This window comes from Lampropedia aestuarii (genome assembly GCF_004803635.1).
Taxonomy (GTDB): Bacteria; Pseudomonadota; Gammaproteobacteria; order Burkholderiales; family Burkholderiaceae_C; genus Lampropedia; species Lampropedia aestuarii.
In genome coordinates this window covers 56060-73352 of the sequence record NZ_SSWX01000022.1, presented here as the reverse complement: position 1 = coordinate 73352, position 17293 = coordinate 56060, and the positions used below count along the sequence as shown (strand labels likewise).

At 54.6% G+C, this 17293-nt stretch carries 11 protein-coding genes; 3 read left to right on the top strand and 8 right to left on the bottom strand.

From position 1 onward, the window contains the following. Positions 1–396: 396 nt before the first annotated feature. From E8K88_RS14840 to E8K88_RS14805, 8 genes are all read right to left on the bottom strand, one after another. Positions 397–1047 (bottom strand): hypothetical protein, encoded by a 651-nt coding sequence (locus E8K88_RS14840; RefSeq protein ID WP_136407458.1) that lies wholly within the window; start codon positions 1045–1047, stop codon positions 397–399. Between the two features lie 4 nt (positions 1048–1051). Continuing rightward, positions 1052–1786 (bottom strand): RHS repeat-associated core domain-containing protein, encoded by a 735-nt coding sequence (locus tag E8K88_RS18075; RefSeq protein ID WP_168797352.1) that lies wholly within the window; start codon positions 1784–1786, stop codon positions 1052–1054. Positions 1787–2267: 481 nt separating this feature from the next. Next, positions 2268–2927, bottom strand: a complete 660-nt coding sequence (locus E8K88_RS14830) for a hypothetical protein (protein WP_136407457.1) — start codon at positions 2925–2927, stop codon at positions 2268–2270. A gap of 1 nt (position 2928) precedes the next feature. Next, entirely contained in the window at positions 2929–7980 is a 5052-nt protein-coding gene (locus tag E8K88_RS14825; protein ID WP_136407456.1) for an RHS repeat-associated core domain-containing protein, read from the bottom strand. Positions 7981–7996: 16 nt separating this feature from the next. Continuing rightward, a complete protein-coding gene (locus E8K88_RS14820) occupies positions 7997–8419 on the bottom strand; it encodes a DcrB-related protein (protein WP_136407455.1) in 423 nt (140 codons plus the stop codon). A 16-nt stretch (positions 8420–8435) separates the two neighbouring features. Continuing rightward, entirely contained in the window at positions 8436–8696 is a 261-nt protein-coding gene (locus E8K88_RS14815; RefSeq protein WP_136407454.1) for a hypothetical protein, read from the bottom strand. A 31-nt stretch (positions 8697–8727) separates the two neighbouring features. Then, on the bottom strand, positions 8728–11226 hold the full coding sequence (tssI, locus tag E8K88_RS14810; RefSeq protein ID WP_136407453.1) for a type VI secretion system tip protein TssI/VgrG: 2499 nt from the start codon (positions 11224–11226) through the stop codon (positions 8728–8730). A 176-nt stretch (positions 11227–11402) separates the two neighbouring features. Further along, entirely contained in the window at positions 11403–11891 is a 489-nt protein-coding gene (locus E8K88_RS14805) for an Hcp family type VI secretion system effector (RefSeq protein ID WP_136407452.1), read from the bottom strand. A 1063-nt stretch (positions 11892–12954) separates the two neighbouring features. On the opposite strand from E8K88_RS14805, the gene fadB reads away from it, so the two are divergent. The 3 genes from fadB (at position 12955) to E8K88_RS14790 (ending at position 16974) form a co-directional block, all read left to right on the top strand. Then, positions 12955–15105 (top strand): fatty acid oxidation complex subunit alpha FadB, encoded by a 2151-nt coding sequence (gene fadB / locus E8K88_RS14800; protein ID WP_136407451.1) that lies wholly within the window; start codon positions 12955–12957, stop codon positions 15103–15105. Positions 15106–15619: 514 nt separating this feature from the next. Further along, positions 15620–15913, top strand: coding sequence for a TetR family transcriptional regulator (locus E8K88_RS14795; RefSeq protein ID WP_136407450.1), 294 nt, complete (start codon positions 15620–15622; stop codon positions 15911–15913). Next, entirely contained in the window at positions 15910–16974 is a 1065-nt protein-coding gene (locus tag E8K88_RS14790; protein ID WP_136407449.1) for an Lnb N-terminal periplasmic domain-containing protein, read from the top strand. Before E8K88_RS14795 ends, E8K88_RS14790 begins: the two co-directional genes overlap by 4 nt. The last annotated feature ends 319 nt before the right edge of the window (positions 16975–17293 follow it).

Below are 17293 nucleotides of genomic sequence, written 5' to 3'. Positions count from 1 at the left end.
CTGCAATGCTTGCCCCACTGTGTGGTGTGGGCTCAAAGCCGTTGAGCGCCTCGGCAATCCGTGCTTCATTCTCCAGTTGCTGCGCGGATGGTGCTGCTGCAGCGGGATCTGCTTGGGTGCCCAGGCCGCCTTGCTCGGTCGTATCACCGCTGGCGTCCAGACGGGCCAGTGGGACGTGGCTGCCCAGCTGAAATTGTGCGTGCTACATGCTGGACTAACTCGGAAAAAACGCTGCCGCCGTTCAAAAAAAGGGGTTATGACCAACCGGGTCTTGACATCTAGACATGTCAACGACGCATACCTAGTGACTTGGTTGATTCAGCGTTCTTCAAAAAAGCGTATGCCTTCCGAGCTAAAAAAGGTAGTAGTAAACTCGTCGTAAAAGCATTTTAATAATTAAATTAATTTTTTCTCTGCGAATAACGCTAACAATTCCATGCCCTTTTTAGAGAGTTGTAGTTTTTTTAACTGCACCTGAATAGCTTCGGGCGTTTGCTTAAAAAATAATTCAGGATTTTTGAAATCACCCAAAATATCTTCATCATTAAATGGAACACTCGGATCTTCATAATGATCATACTCATCATCTTCGGCATCTGAATCATTATCCACTATTAAGCCAATTAATTCATCAAAATTCTCTGCTATCAACTCCAATTTTTCGTCTTGCTTTTTGTACTTATTTGCCAGCAGCGGATCAAAATACAAATCATTTTTATATCTATCCCATAGATAAAATTTTGATTTCGGCCCTAGGCAAATGAAATGCACTTCATCTACGCGACAAACAGCAGAGAAATTTTTTGGAATCCTTCCTTCGTATTCATCCTTGATCAACAAATAGTCTTTCTCAAGCTCTTTTGAGCGCCCCAAAAAATAATCAAAAATTAGACTATTACCTCCAATCAAAATACATGCCGAGGCTTTTGGAGTTGCATTATTCTTCTCTTCGAAAAATTTTAAAAACTTTTCATCACTGGTAGATCTCTTAAGATCACTGATATATGGCTCTATATCAATTTTGGTTTTTTTGGAGAGAAATTTCATCTTGTTACCCATGTATAAGTACTGAAGCACTTCCAGTATGAGGAAATGTATCGTGAATATCTTTATCCAAAAGAATCATTTTATCTTTTGACTCATGGTGCCAAACCTTTCCTTCTGGTGCCTTATCGCCAAGATGCCCCTGATTAATCTTCTCATTAGCAATTCTATTATCGTGAGCACGATTGCCATTATATTTACTTGATCGCGCTGTTTTTTCTGCATAAGGAGAAAAATCTGGGACGCCATTCTTATCGTAGGTAACCGCGTTTCCTTTATGATCATAATATGTTGTGGAGCCATCAGAGTTTTTGGTTGTTCTTGAATGGTCAATATTCTTATTTTTAGGAGAAGGCGTTCGATTTTTACGTTCGCTCCCGCATTTTGCCCACCCCCAAGGATCAATCCAAGAAAGCGGATTCGGCGCATAGGTTGCAAGGTTGATGCCGCCTTGCAGACCAATCGGATCAGGGCAGATAAACCGCCCCATATCCGCATCATAGTAGCGGAAGGTGTTGTAGTCATAGTAGCGGAAGGTGTTGTAGTGCAGGCCCGTGCTGCGATCCAGGTACTGGCCTTGGAAACGCAGGTTCTGCTCACTCTCTGGCTTGTCACCTTGCTCAATGGGCTCTTGGTTGGCTAGCGTTTTGACTTGCCACTCTTCAGCTACTGTTGCGCCCCAGGTCGTGTAGCTGGCTTGCCAAACGAGCTGCCCATCGGCATTGGTTAATTCTTCGGGCATACCGACTTGGTCGGTATGGAAGTAGTTGACCTTGCAAAGCTCTAGATTTGAGCTTGCGCTTGAAGCACCCAATCCCGTTGTGCCATTGCCTTGTGAGGCTTCTTGCGCTCCTTCTAATTAGTGTGGATCAGGCTGCTCGATGGAAGCCCAGTATTGTGCTTCTGCATCATGGGCTGCAATGCCTGTCCCACTAATTGGCAATGGTGTCTAGTCGGGCCAAGGTAGTAGCGGCCTGATTAGCACACGTAGAAGATGATCAGACTATTTCAAATGTCCTCCATTTTTTGAATCTGATCAGTGGCCTTTAACTTTCAAAGCGACAACAATTTAAGCTCTCACAGCAAAGTCACAAAATATCAAAAACTCCTCAAAAAATCATTTATAAAAATACCATGAAATATTGCGATAAAAAAAATGAACTCATTCAAATTAATCACAAATATTTAAAAACATACAAAATAAAAGACAACAATCAAACAAATCAAACACCCTCATGCGTCACAAAAAATCTCTCCTTTCCCAATCTATCATAGATAGAATACTTTTGACTTGAACAATCGGACCTCTTAAAGACCTCGGTCATATCAAGAAAATGGGGTATTTTATGCATCCATAATTTTCGCACCTCGCCATTTACATCCACAATGCACTGCCACCCCTCACCCACCTCTCGATTGATCACTCTATTCACCTTATATTTTATATTTTTTATTTTATGAATTTTATCCAATTTCTTTACATGGACCAACAAATAAAAATCACTATCAATAATTTTCTTCTCCACTTCAGACAAAAAACCCACAACGTCAACTCTTTGATTCAATTCAGCAATCGCCTTCAGAGCAATAATAGACTCTTTCAAAACATACATTTCTCTTTCTTTTTCCGACAATTTATCATAAGCTTTTTTATCAAAATCAACTATGTAATAATTACTTGCATTCAATATCTTGGAATACACCAATTCATTTTCCTCAGGCTCTCCAAAAGTAAGCTGAATCTTAGAGCTTCCATCAAGGTCAACGCCTTTCAAATAAAAGAAAATTAACTCTTTTACATGGTGCGCACTCCACCTAAAAGGTTTTTCACTTGCTTCACGTGCATTCTTGGCCGCTTCAATGGCAAAAGTACTTATCTTCATTTCATCTGTTATCCGGAATTCCATAAACATCAATATACTCTTCTCTAGATTGAACTGATGGTTTTGGACGTTGATGTATCACAGATGGCATAGCACCATCATTTCTGGCTGCGTGCGTATCAGTAATTCTCTGCTCGACTATCTTTGCATCCACCCGAGTCACGTTATTTTCAACAATAACTGCTTTGTAACGCCCAGGCGAATTCGCATTCAGAGCGGCTAACTGTCGATTAGCCCTCGGAGATGTGCCGTTCACATTCATTTTTTGCCCGCTAATACCAGGCTTCATTAGATTGCCGGTACGAGTGTCAACAATGACGTATACATGATTAGGCTTGGTACTGGCATTACTATTCCCATGAACGCCACAACTCCACCCCCAAGGATCAATCCAAGAAAGCGGATTCGGCGCATAGCTCGCCAGATTGATACCGCCTTGCAGACCAATCGGATCAGGGCAGATAAACCGCCCCATATCCGCATCATAATAGCGGAAGGTGTTGTAGTGCAGGCCCGTGCTGCGATCTAGGTACTGGCCTTGGAAGCGCAGATTCTGCTCACTCTCTGGCTTGTCACCTTGCTCAATCGGTTCTTGGTTCGCCAGCGTTTTGACTTGCCACTCTTCAGCCACCGTTGCACCCCAGGTCGTGTAGCTGGCTTGCCAGACTAGTTGCCCATCGGCATTGGTTAATTCTTCGGGCATACCGACTTGGTCGGTATGGAAGTAGTAGACCTTGCAAAGCTCTGGATTTGAGCTTGCGTTTAAAGCACCCAATCCCGTTGTGCCATTGCCTTGTGAGGCTTCTTGCGCTCCTTCTAAGTAGCGCGGATCAGGCTGATCCAGTGAGGCCCAGTATTGCGCTTCCGCATCATTGGCTGCAATGCCTGTCCCACTGTGCGGTGTGGGTTCAAAGCCTTTGAGCGCCTCGGCAATCCGTGCTTCATTCTCCAGTTGCTGCACGGATGGTGCATCTGTAGCGGGATCTGCTTGGGTGCCCAGGCCGCCTTGCTCGGTCGCATCACCGCTGGCATCCAGGCGGGCCAGTGGGACGTAGCTGCCCAGCTCGTACACGTAGCTGGTGATTTGGCTGCCCCGGCGCTCTTCGATCAGGCGCATGCCTTCCCAAATGAATACCGTGGTGCCAAATGCATCTTGCTTGACGATGCGTCTGCCTAGTGCGTCGTAGCGGAAGTGCGTGCTTTGGGTGTTTTCGTGCTCGGTGCCGGGTCTGCGCGTGGTGTAGACGGCTTTGAGGCGGTTTTCTTCGTCCCAGACAAATCGCTGGATGCTGTGTTTGCCGCTGCGCTTTTCTACCAGCCGGTCGTGGCCGTCGTAGTAGAAGCGTTTGTCTTCGAACACCCGCACCAGGTTGTCTTGCACATAGCCGCGCTGCACTTGCGGATGGGGGCCTTGGCTGGCTTGGACCAGACTGGCATCTTGCAGGTTGCCTGCGGGGTCGTACTGGAAGCGTTCGTTGGCCGCTTGGGGCAAGCTGCCAGTGCTGCCTGCGGTGCGTACCCGTTGGCTGTGCTCGATGCGGCCAGTGGCGTCGTATTGGTGGCCTCTGGCGCCTTGCAGGCTGTGCTGCGCCAGGCGCAGCTCGCCAGTTTTGTCGTACTGCCAGGTTTTGAGCAGGCCGGTGAGTTCTTTGCGCTCAATCGGCTGGGCGGTTTGCAGGCCTTGGATGGCGTCTGGCCAGTTGTCATCTTGCGCCAGCACGCCATCATCCAAGCTTCTGGAGCGGCTCCATGCGCCGGTGCGCCGGCCCAGTGCATCGCGCTGCAGGCGGGTGCTGAGGGTGCCTTGGCTGCGCCAGACTTCCTGGTGCAGCTCGTCGCGCTCCAGATCGCAGATCAGCTGGTGCACCGCCAGGCTTTGCTGGGCGCTGGCATCGAGTTCTGGCTGCCCCTGAGCTGGTCCCGCCGCAGCTTGCAGGCTGAAGTTGATCTGGTGCAGGTGGCCCGAGCCGTAGTACAGGTAGTTCAGCGCCCGCTGTTGCGCGGCCTGCCGGTGGCCTTGTGGCAGCGCGGGCAGCGTGGTTTGGGTGCGGTTGCCCAATGGGTCGTGCTGGTGGGTCAGCGTATGCGTCTGGCCTGTCAGGTGGTCGTGCGCGGTTTCCTCAACCAGTTGCCCCAGCGCGTCGTAGACAAACTGGTTGCTGTGCAGCAGTTTGAGTCGCCAGGGCTTTATCGCTTGCTCGGGCTGCAGCCCAAGGCGGGCTTGCTCTGCCAGCTCTTGCAGGTCTTGCGCGTCCAGGTAGTGCACCGAGTGCACGCTGGCTTCCAGCAGTTGGTCGGCGGCATCGTAGCGGTAGTGGTAGTGCAGATGGCGGCTGCGCTTTTCAATCAGGCGGCCTGCCGCATCGCGGATCAGCTCCAGGTGCCGTGGCTGCGCGGCCTCGGCACCTGGTGCTGCTGTAGAAGCGCTGCCTGTCTGTACTGCGATGATGCCTGGGTCTGCAGTGTTGGTGTCTGCAGCATCTGTGCCTGCGCGTGGATGGTAGGTGACGGCAATGGGCCAGCCACTGGCGTCGTAGGCGACTTCTACGCTGGTGCCACCAATGCGCTGCTCGTGCACCAGTCGGTCTGAGGCGTCGTAGCCAAACGCATAGGTTTCGCCATTTTCGTTGGCCAGGGTTTGCAGCCTATGGGCTTGGTCGTAGTCCAGGTGGATCTGGCGGCCTTCGGCATCGGTGCGTTGCAGCAGTTGGCCACGCAGGTTGCGCCTGAACTGGGTCTGGCGTGCATAGGGGTCAGAGCGGCCCAGCAGCGCGCCGGCCTTGCTGTAGCTGAAGTGGTAGTGCGCACCGTCTGGCAGTTCCAGCGCTTGCAGCAGCCCGGTCAGCGAGTGCACATAGCGGTGTACATGGCCAGCCGCGTCGGTCGAGCTGCGCAGGTGCCCGCTGGTGTCGTACTGGTAGGTGCTTGTGCGGTCAGAACAGTCGGTGAATTGCGCCAACTGGGCTCGGGCAGTCCACGCATAGCGCTGCACGCCGCCTTTGGCATCGGTGCTGATGATCGGTAGGCCGCGCTGGTCGTAGCCGAATTCGGTGCGCTGGCCTAGGGCATCGGTATGGGCAATCAGGTTGTAGTACCGGTCGTAGGCGAAGTGTTCGCTGCGCCCGTCGGCGTATTTGATGGCGAGTGGCAAGGCTCTAAAGCCCAGCCAAGTGGTACGTGTGGTGCGCTCCAAAGCATCGGTGACGGTGCTTTCATTGCCATGCGGATCGTAGGTGTAGCGCGTGGTGTGGCCTTGCGGGTCGATCAAGGCGGTGCGCTGGCGCAGCGCGTTCCAGTGCTGGGTGATGACGTGGCCCAGTGCGTCGGTACTTTGCACCAGGTTGTAGTCGGCGTCCCACTCGAACAGGTAGTCGCGCCCGAGTTGGTCGCGTACACGGGTGTGGCCACCAGTGAGCTGGCGCTCTTGCGACTCCTGCCCTGGCTGCTGTGCTGCAGGGCGTTGGCTCAGCACATGCTCAAGCTGGTAGTCGTCGCCCTGGTTGGTCCAATGGCGAATCACGCGCGGATGGTCTGCAAACAAGCCCCATTCATAGTGGCAAGTAAAGCCATCGGCATTGCGGTGCATGGTCATCAACTGCGCGGCGTTGTAGTCAAACTCGCGGGTGGTGATGCCTTCGCGGTTGACCACGCGGGCCAGTTGGCCGCTGGCATGGTAGTCATAGCGCACCAGTTGGCCAATGCCTTCGCCTTCAGCAGCGGTGGCAAGGCGGATGCTGGCCAGCCGACGGCTTGCGGCCTGGCCCGGCTGGGTGTAGGCAAACTCCAGCAAGCGGCCGGTGCTGTCGGTGATGTTTTTGATTTCAAAGCCACTGTGGTAGCGCAGCGCGATGAAATTGCCGTGGTCGTCCTCTACGCGCATTAAGCGCAGCAGGCGCTGCTGTCCTGCGTCCGCTTCTTGCAGTATGGGATTGGCCGAATCGCTCTCTAGCGGCTCAAAAAATCGATACAGGCCATCGGGACTTTCAATCGCGTATTGCCCGTCTTCTGTGTGGTAGAGCACATAGCCTTCGGAGACGTTTTCCTGCGAGTGGCCAGGCGCGACCGCATCCCACAGCACTTCTCGGCCTTGGTCGTCGATATAGGTGTGCGCTCCGCTGCCTGCAATCTGTAAGCGCACCGTCCATTCACCCCCCCAGCCCTGGCCATGCGGGGTGGCAGAACGGGTATCCAAGCTGTTATAGGCGCGGCTCCAGCGTAATGGCAATGGGCCTGGCAGCACGAAGTCGGTGTCGACTTCACCGGTCAAAATTTTGGCGCCAGTGGCAATATGGACGGGGTTAAAAATAGCCCCCAAGGTCATGTCAATGCCTTGCTCAATACCGAATTTTGCAAGACAAGGCAGCTTTGAGCGCAGCAGTCCAGGCACACCGCGCACGCATTTGATAAGCCCTCTGACACCGCCCACAAGGCCGATCACGCCGCCCAATATGCGAGAGATCAGCGGCACCTCATCCGCCACTTCACGCACCCTGGCTTTGGGGTCGCCAACAAAGACATCTGGCGAGCCATCTTGAATGACAGCTCCGCACTCCACGGCATCGCCTTTGCGTGAGAAGACGGCCTGGTTGACAAAGACGGTTTCAGCCCCTTCGGCGATGAAAATGGGGCCTGAGTCGCGCTTGCACTCGACCGTATCCAAGGGATTGTCAGGGCTTGCACGCGCCGCGCCCGTTGCAGGGCTATTCACAAACACATTGGTCGAGGCGCTGGTGATTTGGCCTGTGACAGTAAAGGTCTCCGGTAGTATTTTGTCGACTATGGCCTCGCCTGCCATCCCGCCAAAAAAGCCGCCTACCGCGCCAACCAAACCGCCAGCCGACAACAGCGTCATGCCGCCTGCAACTACCAGTGGCGTGGCCAAGCCGCCAGTCCCCACCACCAGCGCTGCAGCGCCCACGGCAAGCGCTCCCACCACTAGTCCACCGACGATGCTGCCCGCTACTTTGGCCCAGAAACGCCCATGCGCATTGGTATGGGCAATGGGGTCTAACAATCTTGCGGCAGCGGCGCCTGGGGATGCTTGTTCTGTCATGCCAGTCGTTGGTAGATCAATACAGTTGAGAGTGTTTGAGCATGGTCTGCCAAGCGGCTAAATCACTGTCTGACCATGCGTTGAATGCGGTGCCCGTGACGATGAACACATGCCGCTCATCGCGCAGCAACACGACCATTTGCCGTTGATGAAACTCGCGGCCATTTTGTTTAAAAAAACTTTTGATGTCCCAGCCCGGCTGGGGGCTGTTGGCAAACGGTGTTTCCAGCCGCTCCAGCTCATTGAACTTTGAAACCTGCCGCGAGAGCTCTTTCAGTTGCCGGTTGATAAAGTCTTGCAGCGACTCGCCCTCTTGCAGTTTGTCGCGGGTCATGGTGTAGGAGACATGCTGGCCATCGGGCGTCATCAGCATGTTGACCGTTTTGTCTGTCAAACCGTCTGGGATATCGAAGTTGCCTTCGTTCACGATGTATTTCATAGGTCTTTCAACGGGGTCACTTGGACAGGGTGGGCTTTTGATCGGCCAGGATCTGTTTAATATTGAAGGCTGCAATGCCCGCAAAAACGGTGGCCAATATGGCCATCAGTGGGTAATAAATAAAGCCCACTTTTAAATATTCCTGGCGGGCCAAGGCCGTCTCGGTCGGTGGGCCACGCCAGATCAGGTAGAGCAGCACAAGCAGCAAACCAAGGCAGAAGATGGCCGAGAAATACAGCGTTGAGCGCGCACGGGGTTGTTGCTTAGCGTCAGTCATGAATTTTTTAGATACTTAAGAATGCACGGCTTTAGCAGTTGAGCAAGATCGGTCCACCAAACTGCGCCAACTCTTTGTCAAACTGCACAACACCCGTGCCAGTGCCTGCCACGGTGATATTGCCATCAGCGGTCATCGTGATGGTGGAGCCGCCCACCACCAAGGTGATGCTCTCGCCCGCCTCCAGCCGAATGTGTTTGCCCGCGTGCACCAGCACCGAGTCATCGACCGACTGCACATTGACGTTTTGTTTGGCCACCACACTGGCATCAGCATCCAAAGAGGCCATCGTGATGTTTTGCTGTGCGGTCAGATTCATGTGGCCGGTCAAGGCTTCTGAGGCAATATCGCCCTCGCTGACCGTATTGCGCTGGCCACCACCGCTGACATGGGTCAGCATGCCGGTCTTGGCCAACTGGGTCAGTTGCGCATTGGCCGAGAGCGTGATGTTGTCTTGCGCATGCGTCGAGACGCTTTGGCCAGAGCTGATCACAATCGCCTTGGGGCTGATCAGCGATTGGCCCTCCGGGCTGACAATCGAGACCACGGGCTTGCTGATGTCTTTGGAGAGATTCTGCAGTGAGCGCGCTTGCGGCATTGCAGGGTCGGTGTTTTTAGGCAATGTGGCCTCAGGGGCCGCGCCCGCTCCAGTGGCAAAAGCGGACAGTGCCTGAGCCACTTTCGAGATAGATGCAGCCGCCGCTGTTTTGCCTACCGACTTCATCACCCCATCGGCCATTTGTTGCACATGGCTGGCCTTGAGCTCATTGAGTGCGGTGATCGCGCTATCCATCATCTGCACCGCGTTATTGGCCTCTTGCATCAGCGACTCGGTCGCCGCCAGGCCAGAGCCCAGACCCATGAATCCATCAGGGTTCTCGTGTGCGACTTTCTGTGTGAAATCTTGCGTATACGTGGTGATCAACAAACCCTTGTCGGCACGAATCGCGCCCCACTCATTGGTGCGCAGCTCAAAACCATAGCTGCGTGAGGCCGTGGTGCTTTGGTTCATCAAGTAACCCATGTGCAAATGGGTGTTGCCATGGTCGGTAGACAGCTCGATGTGCTCGACCCCTTTCAGATCCTCAAAGCGCAGCATGTGCTTGCCGCCACCGCCTTTGCTCCAGTTGGTCTGAAATCCTGATTGCGTTTTGTGCCTTGGCAGCTCCCAAGGCGGCATTTGCTCGGCGTTGTAGACACGGCCTGTGACCAGTGGCCTATCAGGGTCGCCGTACTCGTAATCAACAATCACTTCCTGGCCAATGCGAGGAATCTGAATCGCCCCGTAGTTGCTGCCCGCCCAAGGGCTGGCTACGCGAATCCAACACGAATCTGTGCCATCCTTGGCGCCATAGCGGTCCCAGTGAAAATGCACTTTCACACGGCCGTATTCATCGGTGTAAATCTCCTCCCCTGCCGGGCCTACGACAACTGCCGTCTCAGGCCCTCGGGCACGCGGTGCTTGCACTGCGGTATGCGGCCGGTAACCCCGGTCAGCCGGTTGGGCTTCCACTTCGACAAAAAAGTGCACGCCCTGGCTGTCGCCCCGGCTTTCGTAGTCATTGTCTTCTGCCTCATAACGGGCCGAGACAATCAGCAAATCACGGTTCTGGTCATTCCTGGGGTGACGCCACAGGCCAAAGCGGTAGCCGGGCGTGGCACCGCGCACTTTGCCGCGCAGAATGATGCGGTCTTGTGCGGCTTGCCAGGCTTCCAGCCGGGCGCTGGCGTATTGGCTGCCGTCGGCTGGCTCGGTATAGTTGCCGGGGTATTGGTAGATTTCGTACTGGTCAAACAGATGCCCACGCGGGTCATTGCTTTCAGTGGCGAGGTTGGTGCTGGGCTTTTTGAAGTCGTAGTCGCTGTGGCTGAGCTTGCCGGGCTCGGGCTCGCGGGCCATTTGCCAGTCCCAATAATGGTCCTCGTCTTCACGCGCCTCGTCGGGCGGGTAAAAGGGAATGCTTTCATAGCCGCCAAACGGCTCTGGGGTGCTGAAGTGGTCGGCCAGCACCAGGGTCTCGCCGGCTTGGCTGTGCTCAAACCAGTAGTAAATGCCTTCGTGTTCCAACTGGCGTGTCAAAAAGGCCAGGTCGGTCTCGCCGTACTGGACTTTGTATTCCCAGTTTTTCAGGTTTTGTTTGATGCGCCACTCGTACTTGATGGCGTTTTTGCCGAGGATTTCGTCGGCAATGTCCTGAACGGTTTTTCTTTGCCAGATTTTGAAATCACTTTGCCGGCCAGCATGCCAGAGCTTGGGCGCCAGCTTGGCTTCATACAACCAGTGTTTGCCGCGCTTGCCCAAGGCTGCAAAACGCACCATCTGGCCGCTAAAGTAGCGCCGCACACCGTTTTGGGCTTCGAGCTCAATACCGGCAACCTCGCCAATCAAAGCCTGACAATCGATGTTGGCGTCTTTGCTTTTAAAACCGACGGTGAATTCGTACAAACTGCTCAGTGCTTCTCGGCCTTTGAGGCTATAGGCCCATAAGTCTTGCCCCAACGGCGTGTGGGCCACTAAAAAGCGATTCATTACGAGCTCCCTCTTTCTCACTGGTAATTTGCATGCACAAAGCCCCTGCACTCCACCACGGAGGCAAGGGCCGCATAAAGTCAACAAGACCAATGCAACGGCCATTTACACGGCATGCGCCGTGCCCTCAGACCCAAGCCGCACAGATCTATCAGGCTTCAGCATGGTAACAAGCATCAGGCCTGGACGTTTTGCTTGACGTCCCAACCACCGGTTGTGGCTGCGCCCAGCGAGCCATTAGCGTTTTGCTCTTTGACTTCTACCTTGATCTTGGCGTAGGAAATGCCAACAGTTTCTTTGACTCGCGCATCGTCGGTCGAGCCCGATGGGCCAGCGTGGGTGATGATAGCATCGGTCAAAGTGATGATGAAATACACCTGTGAGCCGTCGCCCACTTTGGCCGCTTCGAGTTTAACTTCGCCAATGTGCTTACCCGAGGCGCAGTACTGCATCAGATTGGGAGTGGCTTTGTCGGCATAGTGCTCGAACACCAGCGCATCAAAGGAGGCTTTACCAACGCCTGCGCCACCGCCAGTAAAGCTGGAGCTGGACTGAGAAACGCCATAGCTGAACGACAGCACGTCGATCCAGCCTGCATGCTTGGAATCCTTGGACTCGCCGCTGATGCCGTCAATTTTGATAAAAAAGTCTTGTAACGATGCCATCTTTACTCCCTATTGGTGGTTAAAAAAGAATGAAGAATTGGCACTTTAAAATATTTTCAACGCATGTCAACTGTTGCGAATAAATCAACATTGCACTCACTTTTATGCAATTACTTGCAGCAACTAAAATAATTTTCATTCACTCAAGGAAAAAACTGTACAAAATACAGGAATTTCAAGAATTTATTTGCACAGGCCAAGGCCAAACGTTGCACCCTAAAAGTGCAGATCACAGTGCTGCAAAAACCCAGTGTTCACGTTGGATTTTTGAAGTGTTTTACGGCCAAACCTGATACCGAACGCAACTTAAACAACGAGTGACTTACCATTCTTACTTTGATTTTCAATCGCTTGTGTGCGCAGACCGATCGCGTTAGACCTCACAGTTTAGGACCCGCATTTAAGCTTTGCCATCGGTAGCAAAGGCACCAGATGAACTCTGGGCGAAGGATCTATGCCGAGTATGAGCATGCAAGTATGGCTGGACTTATTGGCCTTAGTCTTTGATTGCCATATCAGAGTGTTGCTGGACTAGCATCAGAGCCAAGCGGAAAATCTATCAATACTGAATCGGCCATCGAACAAGCACTAATCAGCCACGGTGGGTGTTTAAGCAAAGTGGCGAAAACCTTTTTGCTCAGATCAGAGATCGGCTTTGTATTTACCAGTCTTAGCTAAACCACACTGGCTAAATCTGCGGGTTGCAGCAGGAGTGCGTCACTCCTGATAGCCCTGATTCTGCGTAAAGTGGCAAGGTTAAGAGAGTCATTCGGACACTAGTGCACCGCCATCAATTTGAGAGTTTGCAGCACACCAATTGTGTGATTAGCTACTTTTCCTTGCTTTTGATCTCAATTGAACAACCGCAACAACGGCCTGCGCCTCAACCGGTATACCGTCAAAACAAACAACTGCATATGCCGCCAATCAGCCCTCCATCACATGCATGCGCGCATTTCGTCTCTTCAGACGATAGTCACTCCCTCTCCAATTCCCTACAGTGGCCCCATCGGCAATGCCGCACCGGCTTGCCACTACTACCGGTAAAGACAAGGAGCAACGCATGTTCACAGGAAAAAGCATCCAACTAAAACCCCTGGGCGAAGGACTCGTAGAGCTGGTATTCGCACGCCAGGAACAAGCGATCAACAAACTCGACACACGCACGATGCAAGAGTTTGAACACGTTCTGGGCCTGCTGGAAAAAGACACGTCCGTGCGTGGTGTGCTGGTCAGCAGTGACAAGGATGTGTTCATTGTCGGGGCCGATATCACCGAGTTTGGTGCGCGTTTCCAGCACAGTGCAGCGCACATCACCGAGTGGGTGGCGGCTGACAACCGCATTGGCATGCGGTTTGAAGATTTGCCCATTCCGACCGTGGTCGCCATCAACGGCTATGCGCTCGGTGGTGGCCTGGAAATCGCGCTGCTGGCCAGCTTGCGGGTAATGGCCGACTCGGCCCAAATTGGCGTGCCGGAGGTCAATTTGGGCATTTACCCCGGCCTGGGCGGCACGGTGCGCTTGTCGCGGGTGATTGGCACGCACCATGCGATTGAATGGGTGACCGGCGGCGCACCTGTCAACGCCGCCAAAGCCTTGGAGTTGGGCGCTGTCGATGCGGTAGTGCCGCTGGCCCAATTGCGTGAACATGCGCTGGATTTGCTGAAAAAAGCCGTGCAAGGCGAGGTGGACTGGCAGGCCAGACAAGCGCAAAAGCGCCAAGCAGCCAAGCCCTGGGATGCAGACTCTGCCCCCGCCCAGGCCTTGCTCAAAGCAGCCAAAAGTCAAGCCAAGCGCCATTTGCCTGCGGCACTGGCCGCCTTGGAGATGATGGCCAAAGCCGCGCCGCTGCCACGCGAGCAAGCGCTGGCCGAAGAACACCGCGTGTTTGGTGAGCTGGCCAAAAGCCAGGCCACCGCGTCTTTGGTGCAGGCCTTTTTGAATGGCCAGACGCTGAAAAAAATCACCCAACGCCAGGCTGGTAAAGACCGTGCAATTCAACAAGCGGCCGTGCTGGGCGCTGGCATCATGGGCGGCGGCATTGCTTTTGTCAGTGCGCGCAATGGCGTGCCTGTGCGCTTGAATGACATCGCCCAAGCGGCCTTGGACCAAGGCGTGGCCGAAGCAAAAAAACTGCTGGACAAGCAAGTGCTATCAGGCCGTTTGGCAGCTGAGCAAGCCAGCCAGGTACTGGCCAACATTACCCCGCAGCTGGACCGCAGCGGTTTTGATGCGGTGGACTGCGTGATCGAAGCAATTGTCGAAAAGCTCGAAGTCAAGCAACAGGTACTGGCGCAACTGGAGCCACAACTGGCACCTAACACCATCATTGCGTCCAACACCTCCAGCCTGCGCATTGACGACATTGGCGCGCCGCTGCAGCGGCCACACAATTTGGTGGGCATGCATTTCTTCAACCCGGTGCCGATGATGCCGTTGGTCGAGATTGTGCGCGGCAGCCACACCAGCGAGGCAGCCGTGGCAGCAGCCGTGGGCTATGCGGTGAAGATGAAAAAGACACCGATTGTCGTCAAAGACTGCCCCGGTTTTTTGGTCAACCGCATTCTGACCGCTTATATGCGCGGTTTTTTACAGCTGGTCAATGACGGCGCAGATTTTCAGCAGGTCGACGCCGCAATGGAAGCCTTTGGCTGGCCAATGGGCCCGGCTTATTTGGAAGATGTGGTGGGCATGGACACCGGCAGCCACGTCAGCGATGTGATCTCGGCAGGCTACCCCGAGCGCATGCCGCATCTAGAGCATGATGCCTTGCGTCTGATGGCGGCCCACAAGCGCTACGGCCAGAAAAACGGCATAGGCTTTTACCGTTACGAAACCGACCCACGCGGCAAGCCGCAGCGCACCGAAGCGGGCGATACCAAGGCGCTGTTGGCCAGCATCCAGCCCAACGGCCAGCGTGATTTCACGCAGCAGGAAATTGTCGAGCGCATGATGCTGCCGATGCTGGTCGAGTCCGCCCACGCGCTGGAGGAAGGTATTGTCGGCACTGCTGCCGAACTGGATACCGCTTTGCGCTTAGGCCTGGGCTTTCCAGCCTATGCCGGTGGCCCGCTGCAGTACGCAGACTGGCTGGGTCTGGCGCAGGTGGTGGAACGCTGCGCCCACTACGCACACCTGGGCGCAGCCTACCAGGCGACCGAGGCCATGCGCAGCATGGCCAACAATGGCGGGCGTTACTACCCGTTTGCTTGAGCGCCCCCTGCCCTATCAATAATGCTATCGCCCGGTACACGGCTACAGCCCGCTTGCCCAATCAGCTCCAACAACTGCGGATCGGCGCAGGAGCGCAAGCGGTCAGCAACGCGGCTGAAACGGTCAGCCACCGCTGGTGGGCACGCTCTAATGCAGCAAAAATGGGCAACTGGCGCATATCAGAAAGCCGTGTAAATATATATTTTTGTGAATTAACAAGCCAGTCTTGCCCTCCCAACAATAGATCTATCGTTAAAATTCCTGGCTCATTCAAGCCTATTGATGCGTAAAAATGGCCCATTCAATGGGATTCATGCACAGCTTGGATGGCTTTACAATTGCGCAAAACTGCGATCACCCAAAGGCTTGCAATACCCAGTGGCATTGCCATGCGTGCCGCAAACACCATTGCCATTGCAGTGCGCGCACAGGCCCATGAACAGACCGCCCAATACCGCGCCCAGTGCTGTGCAACAACAGCGGCGACTGCCGCGCCAAGCGCAAGAAGTCGGACATGCCAAACCTTGAATCCCACACTGAAGCCCGCAAGCGGGTGCGCTTGTCCCGCGCACAGCACAAACACCGGATTTTGGCAGCGGCTCTGGTCGAGGCTCTGGTCAAGTTTGGCGCACGCGGCTTGGAAGGCGCCAGCACCACGACAATTGCGCAGCGCGCCGAACCGTCACAAACGGGCTTGCATGCGCATTTCAAAAGCAAAGAAGACATTTTGCTGTCGTTGCTAACCGAAATATTGCTGCCTGCCCACAACGCGTTCGAAACTGCAAACGCACTGCAGCCCAACGCATGAAGCCACCAGCCACTGAACAGCTTGCACAGCAGCAGCCAACCCGCAGGGGTTTATCGCTGGCATTGCGCAGCACAGCGGCGCTGGTTGTACTGCTGTTGACGCTCTGGGGTGCTTGCGCTCTGTGGTTTCGCCTGCCAGAGGCGCTCTGGCGTATTCCTTGCGTGACTGCATGGGTCATCTTGGGCGCAGCTTGTGTCTACCAAGTCGCACGGGGCCAGCAGCGCCACTGGCGCAGGCGTTTGGGCCAGGCGTTTGCGGTGTGCTGCGTCGCTCTGCTGGTGTGGTGGCACAGCATCACGCCTTCGCACGAGCGCCTATGGGCCGACGATGTCGCGCATTTGCTGCAGGCCGAAATCGATGGCGACAGGGTCACGCTGCACCAGGTGCGCAACTTCGAATGGCGCAGTGAAACCGATTACACCCCCCGCTGGGAGAGCCGCAGCTACGATCTGCGCCGCCTGCAATCGGCCGACCTGGTCTTGTCGTACTGGATGGGCCCGCACATCGCGCACACGCTGGTGTCTTTCGGTTTCGACGATGGGCAGCGCATCGTGTTTTCGCTGGAAATTCGCAAAGAGCGGGGTGAGGCGTTTTCTGCCGTGCGCGGCTTCTTTCGCCAGTACGAACAAATTCTGGTGGCCGCCGATGAGCGTGACATCATCCAAACCCGCAGCAATGCACGTGGCGAACAGGTCTACCTGTACAGCCTGAACCTGCCGCCAGCGCAATTGCGTGCGGTATTTCTCGGCTACTTAGAAGCTGCGCAAGCGCTCCATGATGCGCCCGATTTCTACAACACCTTGACCAGCAACTGCACAACGATCGTGTTTGAACTGGCCAGGCAAATCGCGCCCACGCTGCGCCCGGATTACCGGCTGCTGCTATCGGGCCACTTCGCGCACTACGCGTATGACCAAGGCGCCTTGGTGCCAGACTACTCATTTGCAGATTTGCAGTCACTGGGTCATATCAACGCCCGCGCCCTGCGCAGCGCCGAGCTGGGCGAAGATTTCTCGCACGCCATTCGCCAAGAAATGCCGCAAGCAGCAAACCGCGATTGAGCCCCTTTGAATATCTTAGAGCCTGTTCAAAGTCTCGACGCAGTCGTGCAAGGCACAAAAGGCACGCTGCCTTGTTAAAAATCCTCGCCGGGCAGATAGCCCGACTGCGGTGTTTGCCGCGCAGCCGCCTCTCTGACGCCGTGGTCTGGAGTGAAATGCTCTACCCGCAGTGCATGCCTGGCAGGCGCGCTGCCGGAGGCAATTGTGCATCGCGGCCATGATGTGCAGGAAGCAGCCGAGGCCACTACTGCAATACGCCGCATCCTGCACCATAACCAGGCAGCCCAAAAACCTTGAGCAAGGGCACTGCGCCGCAGTC

Excerpts from the sequence above, each read along its gene's own strand:
- E8K88_RS14840 (WP_136407458.1), bottom strand. The coding sequence starts at position 1,047 with ATGAAATTTCTCTCCAAAAAAACCAAAATTGATATAGAGCCATATATC.
- E8K88_RS18075 (WP_168797352.1), bottom strand. The coding sequence starts at position 1,786 with ATGCCCGAAGAATTAACCAATGCCGATGGGCAGCTCGTTTGGCAAGCC.
- E8K88_RS14830 (WP_136407457.1), bottom strand. The coding sequence starts at position 2,927 with ATGAAGATAAGTACTTTTGCCATTGAAGCGGCCAAGAATGCACGTGAA.
- E8K88_RS14825 (WP_136407456.1), bottom strand. The coding sequence starts at position 7,980 with ATGACAGAACAAGCATCCCCAGGCGCCGCTGCCGCAAGATTGTTAGAC.
- E8K88_RS14820 (WP_136407455.1), bottom strand. The coding sequence starts at position 8,419 with ATGAAATACATCGTGAACGAAGGCAACTTCGATATCCCAGACGGTTTG.
- E8K88_RS14815 (WP_136407454.1), bottom strand. The coding sequence starts at position 8,696 with ATGACTGACGCTAAGCAACAACCCCGTGCGCGCTCAACGCTGTATTTC.
- tssI (WP_136407453.1), bottom strand. The coding sequence starts at position 11,226 with ATGAATCGCTTTTTAGTGGCCCACACGCCGTTGGGGCAAGACTTATGG.
- E8K88_RS14805 (WP_136407452.1), bottom strand. The coding sequence starts at position 11,891 with ATGGCATCGTTACAAGACTTTTTTATCAAAATTGACGGCATCAGCGGC.
- fadB (WP_136407451.1), top strand. The coding sequence starts at position 12,955 with ATGTTCACAGGAAAAAGCATCCAACTAAAACCCCTGGGCGAAGGACTC.
- E8K88_RS14795 (WP_136407450.1), top strand. The coding sequence starts at position 15,620 with ATGCCAAACCTTGAATCCCACACTGAAGCCCGCAAGCGGGTGCGCTTG.
- E8K88_RS14790 (WP_136407449.1), top strand. The coding sequence starts at position 15,910 with ATGAAGCCACCAGCCACTGAACAGCTTGCACAGCAGCAGCCAACCCGC.